At 73.0% G+C, this 16,866-nt stretch carries 19 protein-coding genes, 1 tRNA gene and 1 other RNA gene; 14 read left to right on the plus strand and 7 right to left on the minus strand.

The window, feature by feature from the left end:
• The 3 genes from ACWCXH_RS25125 to ACWCXH_RS25135 form a co-directional block, all read left to right on the plus strand.
• On the plus strand, positions 1–206 hold a 206-nt coding region (locus tag ACWCXH_RS25125), incomplete at its 5' end, for a DUF5994 family protein (RefSeq protein ID WP_449803733.1).
• Between the two features lie 55 nt (positions 207–261).
• A complete protein-coding gene (locus ACWCXH_RS25130) occupies positions 262–510 on the plus strand; it encodes a hypothetical protein (protein WP_449803734.1) in 249 nt (82 codons plus the stop codon).
• 148 nt (positions 511–658) lie between these two features.
• Entirely contained in the window at positions 659–961 is a 303-nt protein-coding gene (locus ACWCXH_RS25135) for a hypothetical protein (RefSeq protein WP_449803735.1), read from the plus strand.
• 83 nt (positions 962–1,044) lie between these two features.
• Here ACWCXH_RS25135 and ACWCXH_RS25140 read toward each other — a convergent pair whose 3' ends face one another.
• Positions 1,045–1,446, minus strand: a complete 402-nt coding sequence (locus ACWCXH_RS25140) for a DUF5994 family protein (RefSeq protein ID WP_449786974.1) — start codon at positions 1,444–1,446, stop codon at positions 1,045–1,047.
• A gap of 302 nt (positions 1,447–1,748) precedes the next feature.
• On the opposite strand from ACWCXH_RS25140, the gene ACWCXH_RS25145 reads away from it, so the two are divergent.
• On the plus strand, positions 1,749–2,174 hold the full coding sequence (locus ACWCXH_RS25145) for a CBS domain-containing protein (protein WP_449803736.1): 426 nt from the start codon (positions 1,749–1,751) through the stop codon (positions 2,172–2,174).
• A gap of 99 nt (positions 2,175–2,273) precedes the next feature.
• On the opposite strand, the gene ACWCXH_RS25150 is transcribed toward ACWCXH_RS25145, so the two are convergent.
• The 5 genes from ACWCXH_RS25150 to ACWCXH_RS25170 all read right to left on the minus strand — a co-directional run bounded on the left by ACWCXH_RS25150 (position 2,274) and on the right by ACWCXH_RS25170 (position 4,262).
• The gene (locus ACWCXH_RS25150) at positions 2,274–2,507 is read right to left on the minus strand and encodes a DUF6296 family protein (RefSeq protein WP_449803737.1); all 234 of its coding nucleotides are present in this window, start codon (positions 2,505–2,507) and stop codon (positions 2,274–2,276) included.
• A 10-nt stretch (positions 2,508–2,517) separates the two neighbouring features.
• The gene (locus ACWCXH_RS25155) at positions 2,518–2,931 is read right to left on the minus strand and encodes an STAS domain-containing protein (protein WP_449786975.1); all 414 of its coding nucleotides are present in this window, start codon (positions 2,929–2,931) and stop codon (positions 2,518–2,520) included.
• A 92-nt stretch (positions 2,932–3,023) separates the two neighbouring features.
• Complete coding sequence (locus ACWCXH_RS25160; protein WP_449803738.1) at positions 3,024–3,380, minus strand: winged helix-turn-helix domain-containing protein; 357 nt, start codon at positions 3,378–3,380, stop codon at positions 3,024–3,026.
• A gap of 121 nt (positions 3,381–3,501) precedes the next feature.
• A complete protein-coding gene (locus ACWCXH_RS25165) occupies positions 3,502–3,945 on the minus strand; it encodes an ATP-binding protein (protein ID WP_449803739.1) in 444 nt (147 codons plus the stop codon).
• 232 nt (positions 3,946–4,177) lie between these two features.
• Positions 4,178–4,262, minus strand: a tRNA-Ser gene (locus tag ACWCXH_RS25170).
• Positions 4,263–4,370: 108 nt separating this feature from the next.
• Between ACWCXH_RS25170 and ffs the strand changes: the two genes are divergently transcribed.
• The 10 genes from ffs to ACWCXH_RS25220 all read left to right on the plus strand — a co-directional run bounded on the left by ffs (position 4,371) and on the right by ACWCXH_RS25220 (position 14,371).
• An RNA gene (gene ffs / locus ACWCXH_RS25175) (signal recognition particle sRNA small type) lies at positions 4,371–4,467 on the plus strand.
• Positions 4,468–4,550: 83 nt separating this feature from the next.
• A complete protein-coding gene (locus ACWCXH_RS25180; RefSeq protein WP_449803740.1) occupies positions 4,551–6,698 on the plus strand; it encodes a DNA polymerase III subunit gamma and tau in 2,148 nt (715 codons plus the stop codon).
• Positions 6,699–6,776: 78 nt separating this feature from the next.
• Positions 6,777–7,118 (plus strand): YbaB/EbfC family nucleoid-associated protein, encoded by a 342-nt coding sequence (locus ACWCXH_RS25185; RefSeq protein ID WP_449803741.1) that lies wholly within the window; start codon positions 6,777–6,779, stop codon positions 7,116–7,118.
• A 234-nt stretch (positions 7,119–7,352) separates the two neighbouring features.
• Positions 7,353–7,952 carry a recombination mediator RecR gene (gene recR / locus ACWCXH_RS25190; RefSeq protein ID WP_449803742.1) on the plus strand — a complete coding sequence of 200 codons (600 nt, stop codon included), beginning with the start codon at positions 7,353–7,355 and terminating at the stop codon, positions 7,950–7,952.
• Positions 7,945–8,691, plus strand: a complete 747-nt coding sequence (locus ACWCXH_RS25195) for a DUF5063 domain-containing protein (protein ID WP_449803743.1) — start codon at positions 7,945–7,947, stop codon at positions 8,689–8,691. The genes recR and ACWCXH_RS25195 overlap by 8 nt, the downstream gene beginning before the upstream one ends.
• Positions 8,692–9,032: 341 nt before the next feature.
• A complete protein-coding gene (locus ACWCXH_RS25200; RefSeq protein WP_449803744.1) occupies positions 9,033–10,313 on the plus strand; it encodes an aspartate kinase in 1,281 nt (426 codons plus the stop codon).
• The gene (locus ACWCXH_RS25205; protein ID WP_449803745.1) at positions 10,310–11,380 is read left to right on the plus strand and encodes an aspartate-semialdehyde dehydrogenase; all 1,071 of its coding nucleotides are present in this window, start codon (positions 10,310–10,312) and stop codon (positions 11,378–11,380) included. Before ACWCXH_RS25200 ends, ACWCXH_RS25205 begins: the two co-directional genes overlap by 4 nt.
• A gap of 322 nt (positions 11,381–11,702) precedes the next feature.
• Positions 11,703–12,248 (plus strand): SigE family RNA polymerase sigma factor, encoded by a 546-nt coding sequence (locus ACWCXH_RS25210; RefSeq protein ID WP_449803746.1) that lies wholly within the window; start codon positions 11,703–11,705, stop codon positions 12,246–12,248.
• Positions 12,241–13,497, plus strand: a complete 1,257-nt coding sequence (locus ACWCXH_RS25215; protein WP_449803747.1) for a hypothetical protein — start codon at positions 12,241–12,243, stop codon at positions 13,495–13,497. The genes ACWCXH_RS25210 and ACWCXH_RS25215 overlap by 8 nt, the downstream gene beginning before the upstream one ends.
• Positions 13,498–13,579: 82 nt before the next feature.
• On the plus strand, positions 13,580–14,371 hold the full coding sequence (locus ACWCXH_RS25220; RefSeq protein ID WP_449803748.1) for an SURF1 family protein: 792 nt from the start codon (positions 13,580–13,582) through the stop codon (positions 14,369–14,371).
• Between the two features lie 621 nt (positions 14,372–14,992).
• Here ACWCXH_RS25220 and ACWCXH_RS25225 read toward each other — a convergent pair.
• Positions 14,993–16,834 carry a S9 family peptidase gene (locus tag ACWCXH_RS25225; protein WP_449803749.1) on the minus strand — a complete coding sequence of 614 codons (1,842 nt, stop codon included), beginning with the start codon at positions 16,832–16,834 and terminating at the stop codon, positions 14,993–14,995.
• Between the last annotated feature and the right edge of the window lie 32 nt (positions 16,835–16,866).

Consider the following 16,866-nt stretch of genomic DNA (forward strand, 5'->3'; position numbering starts at 1 on the left):
ACCGGTACCCGGTCGGCGACGACACCGTGATCATCACGCGGGGCGACCGCGATCACTTCAGCCTGCTCGTCGTCCCCCCGCAGGCGAGCCAGGAGGCGGCCCTGGCCGCGATGGCCCGCGCGGTCGAGGCCGGCGGAACCGACTCGGCACGGCAGATCCTCATCGCCACCGGCATCGGTCCCGAGCCACCGGCCGAAGCGTCCTGAGGGGCGGCCTCGTGGGCCGGGCTCCTCGGGCAGACAGGAAAGGCGGGACGCGGAGATGTCCGTCTACTACGTGAAACTCTCGGTCGACGCCGGGGCGCCGGCGGAGCCGTCGAAGGGGCCGCTGGACCTGCAGTACGAGGACGTCTCCGATGGGGCCACCTTCGAGTACGACCTGCATCCGAGTGGCGCGCTGCGCGTCCTGCGGGTCTTCGAGGACACGCCGCACCGGATCGAGGCGTGCTTCAGCGCCGGGGCGTGGCTCCAGGTCGTGGGCACCTACCTGCGAAGCGGCTCCGAGTACTGACGGCGATCCGTTCCGGGCGAACCGCAGGCCGTCGGCGGCGGTTGCCCGGCTGCTCAGCGGTAGCCGGGCGGAGTCCACCGGTCGCGGTTGCTCCGTCCCGCCCATACCGTCGTGTCCGGGGGCGGGATCGTCGGCACGGGAGGCCAGGATGCGGCACTACCGATGGGTTCTGGAGACGCAGGACGACGAAGGCCACTGGTCCCGGCAGGACGGCAATCCCATGCAGAATCCGCTGGAGTACGACGGGCCGCCCCAGCGGGCGGCCAACCACCTGCGGGAGGTGTTCGTGCGCACGCTCTCCCGGCCTGCTCCCGGCCCCCGGGTGATAAGAATCCGCCTCTGGGAAGGGGGCGATGCCGATGGCCCCAGGCCGCTCTCGAATGTCGCGCGCCCCCGGACTTCCATCTCGGTCGACGCCGGTGCGGCCGCCCGCCTGGACGAGCGGCCATGACGCCGGGCTGCACGGCGGGAGCGCCGTGCAGCCCGGCAGAGAAGACTTCGGCCGGCGTTCGGTACGCGGCGGTGCCGGACCGCTCAGCCGAGCAGGAGTTCTGCCGCCGGGGTGTGGTTCCCGGTCGCCGAGGCGCCGGCCATCGCCGAGGCGGCCGTCACCGGGTCGGTGCCGGGCGGTACCACCAGCAGCAGGAAGTGGTCCTGGAAGCCCCGGGTGACGCTGATCGTCGCATCGCTGCCGGCGAACCAGTTGATCCTGATTGTCAGGCCGTTCGCCGCGACGGACCGGGGCACGCCATCCCAGGCCGTGGTGTCGAGGCCGACCCGGACGATGCGCCCGAAGTGGGCGCCGAGCGCGGTGATCAGGTCCGGCAGTTCGGCGAGGACGTGGTTCGAGCGCGGCCACCAGGCGCCGTCGAAGACGCCCTCCCGCGACATCGTCGGCTCCAGTTCCAGCCGCGGCAGCAGCGGGGTACCGGGCACCGACCACGACCCGGGAGAGGAAAAAATGGGGAAAGGAATCGGCATCATGCGAAGCCGCCCGTCCGGTCCACGAGGGACCCATTACGACCCAGGGCGACGTCGGCGCTGATGCCGGTGTGCGGAATGTCCTCGGTTGTCTCCCACGCTACTCCGCAACGGTCTCCTCCGGGCCGCCCGCCACGGGAGTAGGGCCGTAGACATCCAGGGCATGTCGCATTCCGGTACCCGTTCCGGCTTCGTTCTGGGTGAAGGACAGCCCGGCAGCCCCCAGCGGACAGCCGGGGACGGGAACGGTGAACACCGTGACCACCCACTCCCCGCAGTCGGCACGGCCCGGCCACGGCCTCACGGTCGCCGACGCCATGGACCCCTGCGACTACCAGATAGCCGACGAGAACACCGTCGAGCAGGCCAATGACATCTTCCGCGGCGCCGACATCGAGTACCTGCTCGTCCGCGACCACGACGGCCGGTGCGAGGGGCTGGTCACCCGTACCGGGATCCACCCGTTCCTGGCCCGCTCCTGGTACACCGAGCGGACCACGATCAGTGCCACCTCGCACCAGCGCGGCCCGTTCGCCTGGCCGACCCTGGCCCTGGCCCTGGCCGCGATCGCGATGCAGATCAAGCACCTGGCGGTCTGGCCCGTCGTCGACGAGGACGGCTTCATCCTCGGTGTCCTCATGGCTGACCGTGTCACCAGCCTCCTCGCTGGCAAAGCTGCCTGAGGCTGAGTACCCGCGTTCAAAAGTCCGGGCTGTTTGCGCCGGTCAGGAATCGAGCATGGTGGCAGGTCGGGCCACGCCCGGAGCGAAACTGCGGCGAGGTCAGGGCAGCGGGGTGGCGTGCAGGCAGGTGTGCCGTCCCTGTCCGGTCGGCTCGGCGAGCGATCGGGCCGTCTCCCCGATGATCTCTACGCGGAAGGTGCCGGCCTTGTCCGCGTAGACCGGGGCCCCGTCCGCGGTCACCTCGTCCGTGGCATGAACGACGACGACCTCGAGCGGACTGTGCCTGCCGGGTACACCCGGAAGGGTCACCGCGTAGCGAGACGGAGTGTCCATCTGGAGCTCCTCACCCGATCTCCCTGATGCCCGCCAGGGCGGCGCGCACACTGCTCCGGACGGTGAAGAGCTCGTCGGTGCCGGTGATCTCCAGCAATCGCATGGTCTGGGCCGGCGGGGCGGCCAGTACCATTTCCACCCCTGCGGCCCTCGCGTCCAGACGGGCGGCGAGGAGGGCGTTGAGGCACACGGAGTAGCAGAAGGTCTGGCCGGCCAGGTCGATGACCAGCCGGGGTGGGCGGTCCTGGAGAGCGCGGGAGAGGGCGTTGTCCAGCTTGCGGCGCTCTTCCTGGTCCGCTTCGCCGTCGAGGCGGACGATCACGGCCGTCCCGGGGAGCTTCGTGGTGGTGATCCGCAGGTGCGGAGTGACAACGCGCAGGGGGTCGGGGCACTCGTGCCGGGTGGATCCGATGGTGTTGGGCACTGGACTCGCCTCCTCAACGGGAGGGGGCGGTGGCCTGGCGGCCGGGATGCGCACAAGGTGCGGAGGGGTGCGGGAGGCGGGACGGCGCGGGTTCACGGATGCTCATCATGATGATCACCGGTGGCGGTCGCTGGCTGGCGGCCGAGGTCGGGGGCGAGGTCGGCGAACAGGGCCAGCAGTCCGGCGATCTCGTGGTGGCCTTCGGCGGGATGACGGAAGTACGTGCCGCGAACTACCTGGTAGCGGTTGCGGCGTCCGTGTCGGGTGTGGGTCAGGTATCCGGCCTTCTCCAGGTCCGTGACGATCGCCCGCGCGGCCCGTTCGGTCATACCGCACATCGCGGCCAGGTCCCGCAAGCGGATGTCCGCGTCCCGCGAGATCATCAACAGCACACGCGCGTGCTGCGTCAGGAACGTCCAGCTCGTTCGCGGCTCTCGCTCATCCGACATACCCCAAGTGTGAACCCGGATTCCGCTTTTGCAATGCCGAACTTGAGAATCCGCTGATGGGCCACACCGTGGAACGCGGGGTCGAGTTTTCGCCCGCGGATCCGTGTCACGGCGCGGGGCTTCAAGGCGATGACGGTGGTTGTTCGGAAGGGACGAGGAGTTCGGCCCATACGGCCTTGCCGCCGTCGTTCGGGAGGGCGCCCCAGCAGAGGGCGAGGCGGTCGACGATGAACAGGCCGTGGCCGCCGACCCGGGTCGGCTGGTGTGCGCCGGGATCGGGCAGCGCGGTACCGGAGCGGGGGTCGGTGACGGTGATGCGCAGGCACGGGCCGTTCTGGTCCAGATCCAGTGCGAGTGGGCCCGCCGTGTACCTGGCGGCGTTGGTGAGCAGTTCCGAGACGATGAGCTGGACGTCGTCGCCGAGAACGGACGGGGCGAGATGCCAACCGGACAGGGTTTGACGGGTGAACGCCCGCCCTTCGCTGACGGGGGACGCTCTACTTCCGGCGGTGAAATCCAGATGGCAGTGGTGGTGGACTGCTGCTGGGTCGAGGTGACTCTCCACGGCGGTTCGCCTGCTTCCCGTTGCAGCTCCTGGAACCACGCGGCTACCCGTTCAAGCGGGGATCATGTGCGTGGCAGCGGTCGGGTTCTCCGGGACTCCGGTGCCGCTGGGGTGGTCCGGAGCAGTTGCTCACCCCGTGCCGACGAACTGAGACCGGAACTGAGACCACGACACGAAGAAGGCCCCGACCGGGAACCCGGTCGGGGCCTTCAACTGCCTTGCCAGGCAAAGGCGGAGGATACGAGATTCGAACTCGTGAGGGGTTGCCCCCAACACGCTTTCCAAGCGTGCGCCCTAGGCCTCTAGGCGAATCCTCCGTGGGAGAGCTTAGTACATGTTTTGGGGTGGTCGCGACCAGCTATCCCGTAGGTGGGGAGGCGGGGGTGGCCTGTGGATCGTCGGGGCCCGGATCCGGTACTGTTGGGAACAGCCCCTCGTGTGGCGTCATCTCTCTGAACCCCCCCAGGGCCGGAAGGCAGCAAGGGTAGGAGGGCTCTGGCGGGTGCACGAGGGGTCTTTGCGTACCCGGGGCATGGGGGTTCGCGGGGTGGGACGAGGGACGAGGGGTGCCGCGTTTGTCGGTCCGTCCCGATATCGTCGGTGGTGTGTCTCTAGCCCTGTACCGCCGCTACCGCCCCGAGACCTTCGCGGAGGTCATCGGGCAGGAGCACGTGACCGCTCCGCTCCAGCAGGCCCTGCGCAACAACAGGGTCAACCACGCGTACCTGTTCAGCGGCCCGCGCGGCTGCGGGAAGACGACGAGCGCGCGCATCCTGGCCCGCTGCCTGAACTGTGAGCAGGGCCCGACGCCGACGCCGTGCGGTGAGTGCCAGTCCTGCCGCGACCTGGCCACCGGCGGGCCCGGGTCGATCGACGTGATCGAGATCGACGCGGCGTCGCACGGTGGCGTGGACGACGCGCGCGAGCTGCGCGAGCGGGCGTTCTTCGCGCCGGTGCACAGCCGGTACAAGATCTTCATCCTGGACGAGGCGCACATGGTGACCTCGGCCGGGTTCAACGCGCTGCTCAAGGTGGTGGAGGAGCCGCCGGAGCACCTCAAGTTCATCTTCGCGACCACCGAGCCGGAGAAGGTCATCGGGACGATCCGGTCCCGGACGCACCACTACCCGTTCCGGCTGGTCCCGCCCGGCACGCTGCGCGACTACCTGGCCGAGGTCTGCGGCCGGGAGGGCATCCAGGTCGAGGACACGGTGTTCCCGCTCGTGGTCCGGGCCGGCGCCGGGTCCGTGCGTGACTCGATGTCGGTGATGGACCAGCTGCTGGCCGGCGCCGCCGAGGGCGGCGTGACGTACCAGATGGCGACCGCGCTGCTCGGGTACACGGACTCGGCGCTGCTGGACGAGGTGGTGGACGCCTTCGCCGCGCAGGACGGTGCGACGGTGTTCCAGGTGATCGACCGGGTGGTCGAGGGCGGGCACGACCCGCGCCGGTTCGTCACGGACCTGCTGGAGCGCCTGCGTGACCTCGTGATCCTCGCCACAGTGCCGGAGGCGGGGGAGAAGGGGCTGATCGACGCCCCGGCCGACCGGGTCGCCGTCATGCAGGCCCAGGCGGACGCCTTCGGGGCGGCCGAGCTCAGCCGGGCCGCGGACATCGTCAACACCGGGCTGACCGAAATGCGCGGCAACGCTGCGCCCCGGCTGCAGCTGGAGCTGATCTGCGCCCGGGTGATGCTGCCGGGCGCGTACAGCGACGAGTTGTCGCTGCAGGCGCGGCTGGACAAGCTGGAGCGGCGGGCGGCGGCCGGCGGCTTCGCCGCACCGATGGTCGCACCCGGTGTGGCCGCGTCCGCGATGGCGGTACCGCCGATGGCCGCGCCGCCGGTGGACGTTCCCGCCCCGGCGCCCGTCCCCGCGCCCGTCCAGGCAGCCCCCGCCCCCGCTTCCGCCCCTGTGGCGCCCCCGGCGCCCGCCGGGCCCGCGCCGGGCGCGTGGCCGATCCCGCGCAGCTTCCCGCCGGCTGGTGGCGCCCCCGCGGCCCCCGCACCGGTTCCGGACGCACCCGTGGCGGCCCCGCCCCAGCCCCAGCCGCAGGCGGCCCCGCCCGCTCCGGCCCCTGCGGCTCCGGCCCCCGCGCCCGCGGCCCCGGCTCCCGCCGGCGGCCAGCCGTCCGGTGCCGCCCAGCAGGGCGCCGCGCAGGTCCGGCAGCTGTGGCCGCAGATCCTGGAGGCGGTGAAGAACCGCCGCCGTTTCACCTGGATCCTGCTCAGCCAGAACGGCCAGGTGGCCGGCTTCGACGGCAGCGTGCTCCAGGTGTCGTTCGTCAACGCGGGCGCCCGCGACAGCTTCGTCAGCAGCAACAGCGACGACGTGCTGCGCCAGGCGCTCGGCGACGCGCTGGGCGTGGACTGGCGGATCGAGTGCATCGTCGATCCGTCCGGCGGAGCCGGCGGAGGCATCGGCGGCGGAGCCCCCGGCGCGGCCGCCACCACCAGCGGCTGGGGCGCCCCGGCGCGTCCGGCCGCCGCCGCGCCCCAGGTACAGGCCTCCGCTCCGGCGCCGGCACCCGTTCGGCCGCAGCCCCAGGCCCCGGCCCCCGCACCCGTCCAGGCGGCGCCCGTCCAGAGCCCGCCGCCCGCCGCCGCGCCCCCGGCGCCGCACGTGGCCCCGGAGGACGACATCCCGGAGGAGGACGACCCCGACCTCAACGAGGAGGCGTTCTCCGGCCAGGAGCTGATCATCCGCGAACTGGGCGCGACGGTCCTGGAGGAGATCCACCACCGCGGCAACTGAGCAGCACGTAGGCTCGGCGATGACGACGTACGACCCGCGCACGAGCCCGTGCACAGGCACGACAGCAAGGAGTGAGCCGTGTTCCCCGGTGGTGGCCAGCCCAACATGCAGCAGCTGCTGAAGCAGGCGCAGAAGATGCAGCAGGACCTCGCCAAGGCGCAGCAGGAGCTGGCCGAGGCGAAGGTGAACGGTACGGCCGGCGGCGGCCTGGTCGAGGCCACGGTGACCGGCGCCGGCGAGCTGGTGGCGCTGACCATCGCCCCCGCCGCCGTCGACCCGGAGGACACCGAGACCCTGGCCGACCTGGTCCTGGCGGCGGTCCGGGACGCGAACCAGGCCGCGCAGAAGATGCAGGCCGAGCGCATGGGCCCGCTGACCCAGGGCCTGGGCGGCGGCGGCATCCCCGGTCTGCCGTTCTAGTCGGTGCCGGTCGAGGGGCCGGTCCGGTCCGGGCGATCGGGTTCGAGGGCGGGCGATCAGGTCTGAAGCCGGGCGATCAGGTCTGGAGTTCGGCTGGTGGGCCCGTGTGATTTGTGTGGGAGTCGGGCGTCGGGCGGTGTGTCCGGCGCCCGATTCGTTGGATGATGGCACCGGAGCACCACCGACCGGAGCACCGGCCGGAGCACCACCGACCATCCGAGGGAAGGCGCGACGTTGTACGAGGGCGTGGTTCAGGACCTGATCGACGAACTGGGCAGGCTGCCCGGCGTCGGGCCCAAGAGCGCGCAGCGGATCGCCTTCCACGTCCTGCAGGCCGACCCGGTGGACGTCCGCCGCCTCGCGCACGCGCTGCTGGAGGTCAAGGACAAGGTCCGCTTCTGCGTGGTCTGCGGCAACGTCGCGGAGGCCGAGCAGTGCCGGGTCTGCCTGGACCCGCGCCGCGACCTCGGCGTCATCTGCGTGGTGGAGGAGCCCAAGGACGTCGTCGCCATCGAGCGCACCCGCGAGTTCCGCGGCCGCTACCACGTGCTGGGCGGCGCGATCAGCCCCATCGAGGGCGTCGGCCCGGACGACCTGCGGATCCGCGAGCTCCTGTCGCGCCTCGCGGACGGCACGGTCACCGAGCTGATCCTGGCCACCGACCCCAACCTGGAGGGGGAGGCGACCGCCACCTATCTGGCCCGGCTGTGCAAGCCGATGGGCCTGAAGGTGACCCGTCTGGCGAGCGGTCTGCCCGTCGGCGGGGATCTGGAGTACGCGGACGAGGTCACCCTCGGCCGCGCCTTCGAAGGGAGACGACTGCTCGATGTCTGACCGGACGATCAACCAGCAGCCCCACACCCCCCACCAGCCGTCCCACGGTGAGGCACACGGCCGAGCACACGCACAGCCGTACGGGGACCCGCAGAGCCACACCCCGCACACCCACGCGCACGGCTCGGAGCCGGACGATTTCGCCGTGCAGATCGCGGACTCGGTGGAGAGTTTCGTGCTCGCCGTCACCGAGGTCGCCAAGGGCGACGAGCCGGGCAGTGCCGTCTCCCTGCTCCTCCTGGAGGTCTCGCAGCTGCTGCTGGCCGGCGGCCGGCTCGGCGCGATCGAGGACGTCCTCCCGGACGACCGCTTCGAGCCCGACGCCGGTCCGGAGCCGGACGGCGAGCAACTGCGCGAGCGGCTGGCCGTGCTGCTCGCGCCGATCGACGTCTACCACGAGGTCTTCGACCCGTACGGTCCGCCGGAGAAGCCGAACGCGTTCCGGATCTCGGACGACCTGGCCGGCGTGGTCAGCGAGCTCCAGCACGGGCTGACGCACTACCGCGAGGGCCGGGTCAGCGAGGCGCTGTGGTGGTGGCAGTTCTCGTACCTCTCCAACTGGGGCACGACCTGCTCGGCGGTGCTGCGGGCGCTGCAGTCGCTGATCGCGCACGTCCGGCTGGACAGCCCGATCGGCGCGGTGCCGGACGGCGCCGACACGGACGACGACGGGCTCACCGACGAGCAGCTGGAGCAGCAGGCCGGCGACCTGATGGCGGCCGAGCTGGGCGGACGGTAGAGCGGGGCACGGTGGACCAGGCCCCGAGCGGTCGGGCCGTGGGCCCGGCCCCCCGGGACGGATTGTGACGAAGGCCTCACCGACCGGCCCCGGAAGGAAATCCGGCCGTGGCGCCGTCCGCCCGTCCGTCGATTCTTCGGAACCGTGCCGGATGCCCCGCAGACCTGCCGGTGCCCCGCCCGCCCGCCGACCACGTACTGAAACGGACGTCTCATCATATGGATGGCGGCGCCGGTCGCGGCACCCCTGCTCGGTAGACTGGCGCGGACCGCAGATCCCCCTCCCCCGGGGGTCCGGGGGCCCATCCGCCCCCGGAAAACGACACAAGTCGAGGAGCGCACGTGGGCCTTGTCGTGCAGAAGTACGGCGGCTCATCCGTTGCGGATGCCGAGGGCATCAAGCGCGTGGCCCGTCGAATCGTTGACGCCAAGAAGGCCGGCCATGAGGTCGTCGTCGTGGTGTCCGCGATGGGCGACACGACGGACGAGCTCATCGAACTCGCGGAGCAGGTGTCACCTCTCCCCGCCGGCCGCGAGTTCGACATGCTGCTGACCGCTGGAGAGCGCATCTCCATGGCGCTGCTGGCCATGGCGATCAAATCCCTGGGGCACGAGGCCCAGTCCTTCACGGGCAGCCAGGCCGGTGTCATCACGGACTCCGTCCACAACAAGGCGCGCATCATCGACGTGACGCCGGGCCGCATCCGCACCGCCCTCGACGAGGGCAACATCGCGATCGTGGCCGGCTTCCAGGGTGTCTCGCAGACCAGCAAGGACATCACCACGCTGGGCCGGGGCGGTTCGGACACCACCGCGGTCGCGCTCGCCGCCGCCCTCAAGGCCGAGGTCTGCGAGATCTACACCGACGTGGACGGCGTGTTCACCGCCGACCCGCGCGTCGTGAAGAAGGCCCGCAAGATCGACTGGATCGCGTACGAGGACATGCTGGAGCTGGCCTCGTCCGGCTCCAAGGTGCTGCTCGACCGTTGCGTGGAGTACGCCCGGCGCTACAACATCCCGATTCACGTACGCTCGTCCTTCTCGGGACTTCCCGGGACGATCGTCAGCAACGACAACCCGAACCAGCCCGAAGGGGGCGAGATGGAGCAGGCCATCATCTCCGGAGTCGCCCACGACACCTCGGAGGCCAAGGTCACGGTCGTCGGCGTGCCCGACAAGCCGGGCGAGGCCGCGCGCATCTTCCGCGCCATCGCGGACGCCGAGGTCAACATCGACATGGTGGTGCAGAACGTCTCCGCCGCGTCGACCGGGCTGACCGACATCTCCTTCACCCTGCCCAAGACCGAGGGCCAGAAGGCCATCGACGCGCTCGGCCGGGTCAAGGAGGGCATCGGCTACGAGTCGCTGCGCTACGACGACGCGATCGGCAAGATCTCCCTGGTCGGCGCCGGTATGCGCTCCAACCCGGGTGTCACCGCGACCTTCTTCGAGGCGCTGTCCGCCGCCGGCGTCAACATCGAGCTGATCTCCACCTCGGAGATCCGCATCTCGGTCGTGACCCGCGCCGAGGACGTGCCGGAGGCCGTCCGCGCCGTGCACAGCGCCTTCGGGCTGGACAGCGAGACGGACGAGGCCGTCGTCTACGGAGGCACCGGGCGATGACCCGGCGGCCGAACCTCGCCGTCGTCGGCGCCACCGGCGCGGTCGGCGAGGTGCTGCTCGGCCTGCTCTCGCTGCGCCAGGACGTCTGGGGCGAGGTCCGACTCGTCGCCTCCCCGCGCTCGGCCGGCCGCAAGCCGGTCGTGCGCGGGGAGTCCGTCGAGGTCGTCCCGCTGACGGAGGAGGCCTTCGACGGGATCGACGTGGCGGTGTTCGCCGTGCCCGACGAGGTCTCCGCCCGCTGGGCGCCGATCGCCACCGCCAAGGGCGTCGTCGTGGTCGACGACTCCGCCGCGTTCCGCACCGCCGACGACGTCCCGCTGGTCGTCCCCGAGGTGAACGCCGCCGCGCTGCGGATCCGTCCGCGCGGCATCGTCGCCAGCCCCGCCAGCACCACCCTCGCGATGATCGCGGCCATCGGCGCGCTGCACGCCGAGTACGGGCTCGTCGAACTCGTCGTCGCCTCCTACCAGGCCGCCTCCGGCGAGGGCCGGCGCGGCGAGGCGGCCCTGCGCGAGCAGACCGCGCTCGTCGGCGGCACCGAGGTGGGGCGGCAGGAGATCGGCCGGCAGACCGGCGACCTGCGCGCGGCGATCGCCGACCACGGGCCGTTCGCCGCCCCGCTCGCGCTCAACGCGGTGCCCTGGACGGGCACGTTGACGGACGGCGGCTGGTCCTCCGAGGAGGTCGGGATCCGCGACGAGTCGCGCAAGATCCTCAACCTGCCCGCCCTGCGGGTCTCCGCGACCTGCGTCCGCATCCCGGTCGTCCGCACCCACGCGCTCGCCGTCCACGCGCTGTTCGAGCGCGAGGTGACGCAGGAGCACGCGCAGGAGATCCTCAGCGGCGCGCCCGGCGTCGTCCTCTACGACGAGCCGGGGGCGGGGGAGTTCCCGACGCCGAACGACGTGGTCGGAACGGACCCCGTGTGGGTCGGACGGGTGCGCCGCGCACTCGACCAGCCGGCCGCGCTGGACCTCTTCCTGTGCGGCGACAACCTGCGCAAGGGTGCGGCGCTCAACCTGCTCCAGATCGCCGAACTCGTCGCGGGCGAACTGCGGCCGGCCTAGCCCGCCGGGGTCGGGCCTCGCTCCGGCGCAGGTCCGCCTGATGCCGGATCGGCTCCTCCGGTGCGCCCGATGTGGGGCCGGCCTGTCCGATATGGGCTCGTCCTCCCCACAATCCGTCCGGAAACCCTCTCGAATTCCCTGGAGGCCACTTCCGCCGATACGGAAGAATGTCCCCCGGGCTGGGCAACCATGACAGGGGATCGAGTGTCCAACGGGCGTGGCGAACGTGATGGTGGGGGCAGGGGCGGGCATCTCGGCGGCTGCCGCGGTGACCTTCCCGCCGCGCGCCCAGTGGCCTGCGAGTAGGCCGGAAGAAAGCCAGATGACCGCGGTCGCACCCGGTGCGGCGGACTCCGGCGCCGGTACCGACGCGGGTACCAGCGAGGATCTGCTCACCGAGACCTACCAGGCCCACTACCGCTCCCTGCTGCGGCTCGCCGCGCTGCTCCTCGACGACCTCTCGACCTGCGAGGACGTCGTCCAGGAGGCGTTCATCCGGGTGCACGCCGCCCGGCGCCGGGTGCGCGAACCCGAGAAGACCCTGGCCTACCTGCGGCAGACGGTCGTCAACCTGTCCCGCTCCACGCTGCGCCGCCGGATCCTCGGCCTGCGGCTGCTGCCGAAACCGATGCCTGACATGGCCAGTGCAGAAGAAGGCGCCTACGATGCGCTGGAGCGTGACCAGTTGAAAGCCGCGCTCCGTGGCCTGCAACGCCGTCAGCGGGAGGTTCTGGTGCTGCGCTACTTCGTGGACATGACGGAGGCGCAGGTCGCCGAGGCCCTGGGCATCTCGCTCGGCTCCGTGAAGGCGTACGGCTCGCGCGGACTCGCCGCCCTGCGCACTCAGATGGAGGCCGGCCATGGGTGACGGCGTTGGCAAGGCCGACGGCGCGGGCGAGCGGGAACCGGTCGGCGCGGAGGAAGCCGCGGCCGGTCCCGACCTCATCGTGGCGGCCTCCGGTCTCACGTCGGATCCCGCGTCGGATCTCACGACCGACGAACTGATCGTCCGTGACCTGATGCACCGTGCGGTCGCCGGCATCCAGCCCGCCCCGGGTGGCCTGCCCCGCATCCGCACCGCCGTACCGCGTCGCCGGGCCGCCCGCCGCGGCGCCCTGACCGGGGCCGTCGCGCTGGCCGCCGCCGTCGCCATCGGGCTGCCCGCCCTGCACACCGCCGACCACCTCGGCCTCTCCGGCGGTCCCGGCTCGCCGCACGCCGAAGGCCCCTCCGCGAGCGTTCCCGCCGGGGCGACGGCCGACGGCTCCGGCCCGTTCGGGGCCTCCCCGCACCCCGGCCCGGTCCCCGGCGCCGCCGGACAGCCGTCCGGCACCGCGAGCACCGCGCCCAGCGCCGGCGCGAGCAGCGTCCACGCCGACGACGGGACGACCGCGCCCGCCACGGCCGCCAGCAGCGGGGACGGCCCGATCGTCCCGCTCTGCACCCGCGGCGACCTCGGCCAGGGCACGGCCCAGGTCGGGCCGGCCGACGCCGAGGGGCGGATCTACGGGTGGTTCGCCGTGACCAACGTCTCCGGGCGCACCTGCCGGCTCGGCGGGCCGGGCGCGGTCTTCGTGACGGCGGTCACCGGGACGGACCGCAGCCGGATCCGGGTCACCGACCACACCGCGGGCGACCCGGCCACCGGGCTGCCCCTCGCCGACACGGACCCGCGCGTCCTCGCCCCGCAGGGCGGCTACCGGGTGCCGTTCGCCTGGATCCCCGACCCGGTCTGCCCCGCGGCGGGCCAGGGCATCGCCACGGCGGCGCCGACCGGCGGAACCGGCGCCAGCCAGGTCTCGCTGACCACCCAGGCCCCCGCCGCGTCCGGCGCCCCCGCGTCCGGCGCGTCGGCGGCGCCCTCGTCGAACCCGCAGCCCAGCACGTCGCCCACCGCGGGCCCGACCACCGCGCCCACCCCGACGGGCACTCCGACCCCCAACCCGACCACCCCCAACCCGCCCTCCGCCACCATCGCGCACACCCCGGCCCCGGGCAGCCCGTCGGCCGCCACGGCCGTCCTGCCGGGGGCGTGCGCGGGGACGGTGTACCGGGGCGGCCTGCAGACGACGGGCGCGCCGGCGTCGCAGCCGTCGGGGACGCCGTCGGCCGGGTAGGCGGGGCCCGGGCGACGGGCCTGGGCGTGGTGTCGGCCACCCTGTGGTCGGAGGGCGTGTGAAGAGTGGCTACCGTGGGGGTGTGTACCGGTTCCTCCTCACTCCGCGCTGGCTCAGCGGCACCGTGCTGGCCCTGGTGGCCATCGCGGTGTGCCTCTGGCTGGGCTCCTGGCAGCTCGGCCGGTTCGAGGACCGGGTCTCCTCGCACAAGGAGGCCGGCAAGGCGGTCACCGCCACGAGTGAGACCAGGCCGATCGACGCCCTGCTCACCCCGGCCGGCCCGCAGGTCACCACGGACACCGTCGGCAAGCCCGTCACGGTGACCGGCAGCTACGACACCGCGCACCAACTCCTCGTCCCCAACCGCACGGTGGACGGCAAGCAGGGCTACTACGTGCTCACGCCGCTGCGCACCGCCGACGGCCACGCCGTCGCCGTCGTGCGCGGCTGGGCCCCCGGCACGCCCACCGACGGGTCGTCCGCGGCGGTGCCCCCGCCCGGTGGGGAGGTGACCGTCGTCGGCCGGCTCCAGGCCGGGGAGACCACCGGCAGCGACGGCGCCGTGGCGGGCGGTCTGCCGGCCGGCCAGCTCGGCACGATCAACCGGGCGGCGCTGCTCAACGTGCTGTCGTACGACGGCTGGTACGACGGCTGGGTCGCCGCCGACACCGCCCCGGCCGGGCTGACCGAGGTGCCGACGGTCCAGCCGCAGGGCGGCGACGGGCTCACGCTCCGCGCGTTCCAGAACCTGGGCTACACCCTGGAGTGGTTCGTCTTCGCGGGCTTCGTGGTCTTCATGTGGTACCGCCTGGTCCGCCGCGAGGGCGAGGCCGAGCAGGACCGGGCCCTCGGACTGGACCCGGTCCTCGACTGACGGCACCGACTCGGCAGGGCCGTCAGCGCGTCGGTTTCCCCGGCGCTGCGGGCGGCACGGCCGGCCGCGACGGCGCCGTCGGAGCTGCCGCGGTCACCGGAGCCGCCGGAGCCGTGGGGGAGGGCGCCCCGGACGGGGGGCCCCACGGAGCGAAGGTCGACGTGCCGGACGGTCCCGGCGTCGGGCCGTTGTGGCACCGGCTGCGGGCGCCGTACCCGTCGGCCGACTCGTAATGGTCGATGTGGTGGTGCACCGACCGTCCGCCGCTCGCGCCCCGGGACCCCTTCGAGCCGCTGCCGGACCCCTTGGACCCGCCCCCGCCGGAGCCCTTGGACCCGCCCCCGCCGGAGCCCCTCGACCTGCCACCCGACTTCGCCAGGTAGGCCGCCGGCATCACCGCGGCCCCGAAGTGCGCGCTCGCCGGGGTCGCCACGGCCGAAGCCGTCGCCGTGGCCGCCGCTCCGGCCGAAGCCGTCGCCACGGCCGGGGCCGTCGCGGTGGCCGAAGGGCCGGCCGGCCCCGCCGGAGGCGGGCAGTCCGCCTCGTCGCGGAGCCCGCCGTGGCAGCCGGTGAGCACGAGCGCCCCGGCCACCCCCACCCCCGCCAGCGTCAGCCGACGTCTCACACCGACCCCCCGCCCAGGTGGCGCCGGACGAAGCCGATCTCCAGCCGCAGCTGCTTGATCCGCTCCTCCACGACCAGCGACCCGTGCCCGGCGTCGTACCGGTAGACCTCGTGCGGCCTGCCGAGCCGCTCCAGCCGCTCGACGTAGTTCTCGATCTGCCGGATCGGGCAGCGCGGGTCGTTGACCCCGGCGCTGATGTAGACCGGCACCCGCACCTGCTCGACGTACGTGAGCGGCGAGGACGCGGTGAAGCGCTCCGGGACCTCTTCCGGGGTACCGCCGAAGAGCGTGCGGTCGAGCGACTTGAGCGCCTCCATCTCGTCGGCGTACGCGGTGTGGTAGTCCGCGACGGGCACGGCGGCGACGCCGAGCGTCCAGAGCTCCGGCTGCACGCCGACGCCGAGCAGGGTCAGGTACCCGCCCCAGCTGCCGCCGGTGAGCACCAGCCGCTCCGGGTCGGCGAGGCCGCTCGCGACCGCCCACTCGCGGACCGCGGCGATGTCCTCCAACTCGATCAGGCCGACGCGCTCGCGCAGGGCGTCCGTCCAGGCCTGGCCGTAGCCGGTGGAGCCGCGGTAGTTGACCCGGACCACCGCGAAGCCGTGGTCGAGCCAGGCCGCGGGGCCGGCGGCGAAGGAGTCGCTGTCGTGGTGCGTCGGGCCGCCGTGGATCTCGAACACGGTCGGGAACGGGCCCGCGCCGAACCCGGCGGGCCGCTGCACGAGGGCGTGGACGCGCCCGCCGGGCCCGTCCACCCACACGTCCTCGACCGGGAGCGAGCCGGGCGGCACCGGGCCGGGCGCCCGCAGGACGACCGTCCCGGCGGTGGAGCGGACGGCGGACGGCTCGGCGGCGGAGGACCAGAGGTACTCGACGGTGCCGTCCGGGCGGGCGGTGGCGCCGCCGACGGTGCCGCGCGGGGTGTCGAGGCGGGTGAGCCGGCCGTCGGCGAGCGAGTACGAGAACAGCTCGCTGCGCGCCTCGTACTCGTGCTCGATCAGCAGCGCCCCGGCGCCGGGGCGCCACTGCGCGGAGACGTCGCCGGGCAGCTCGCGGCCCTGCTCGTCGCGCAGCGGGAGGGCGGTCTCGGCGCCGGTGGCGACGTCCCAGATCATCGGCTCCCAGCGGCCGGTGCGCTGGTGGGCGACGAGCAGACGGGTGTCGCCCGCGACCGGGGCGAAGCCGAGGCAGGCGACGCCGCGCGGCTCGTCCCGGCCGGTCACCTCGTCGAGCTCGGCGACGGTCTCGATGACCGCGCCCCCCTCGGGGCGCAGGCGCACGACCCGGAGCGCGGAGTGCATCGCGTCGCCGTGCTCGGTGTGGTCGATCGCGAGCAGGGTGCCGTCGTGGCTGAGGTCGCCGACGCCGCCGTACTCCTCGTGCCGGTAGATCTCGACGGCCCCGTCGGCGCCGGGGCGGCGCAGGTGCAGGGTGGTGCCGTGCTCGTCGGTGGATCGGCCGACGACCACGGTGCCGTCGCGGCCGAGGGCCAGTCCGGCCGAGTAGGAGGGTTCGAGGCCGGGTACGGCCGGCTCGTCGGGCCCGCCGGCGAACGGCTGGCGGCGCCAGACGCCGAACTCGTCGCCGTCGTGGTCGTCGAACCACCAGATCCAGTCGCCGTCGGGGGACAGCTCGGCGTCGGTGGTGCCGTTCGGGCGGTCGGTGACCTGCCGGTGGGTGCCGGTGGCGCGGTCCCAGGCGTAGACCTCGTAGGTGCCGGTCGCGTTGGACACGTACAGCGCCCGGTCGGGGGCGTCCTCGGCCCAGTCCGGCAGGGACACCCGTGCCGCCCGGAACCGCTGCTCCCACGCCGGGACGGCGCTCTTCTCCTCGCTCATCCGACCATCCAACCCGATGGGTGGGACGAAGC

Source organism: Kitasatospora sp. NPDC001660 (assembly GCF_053596725.1).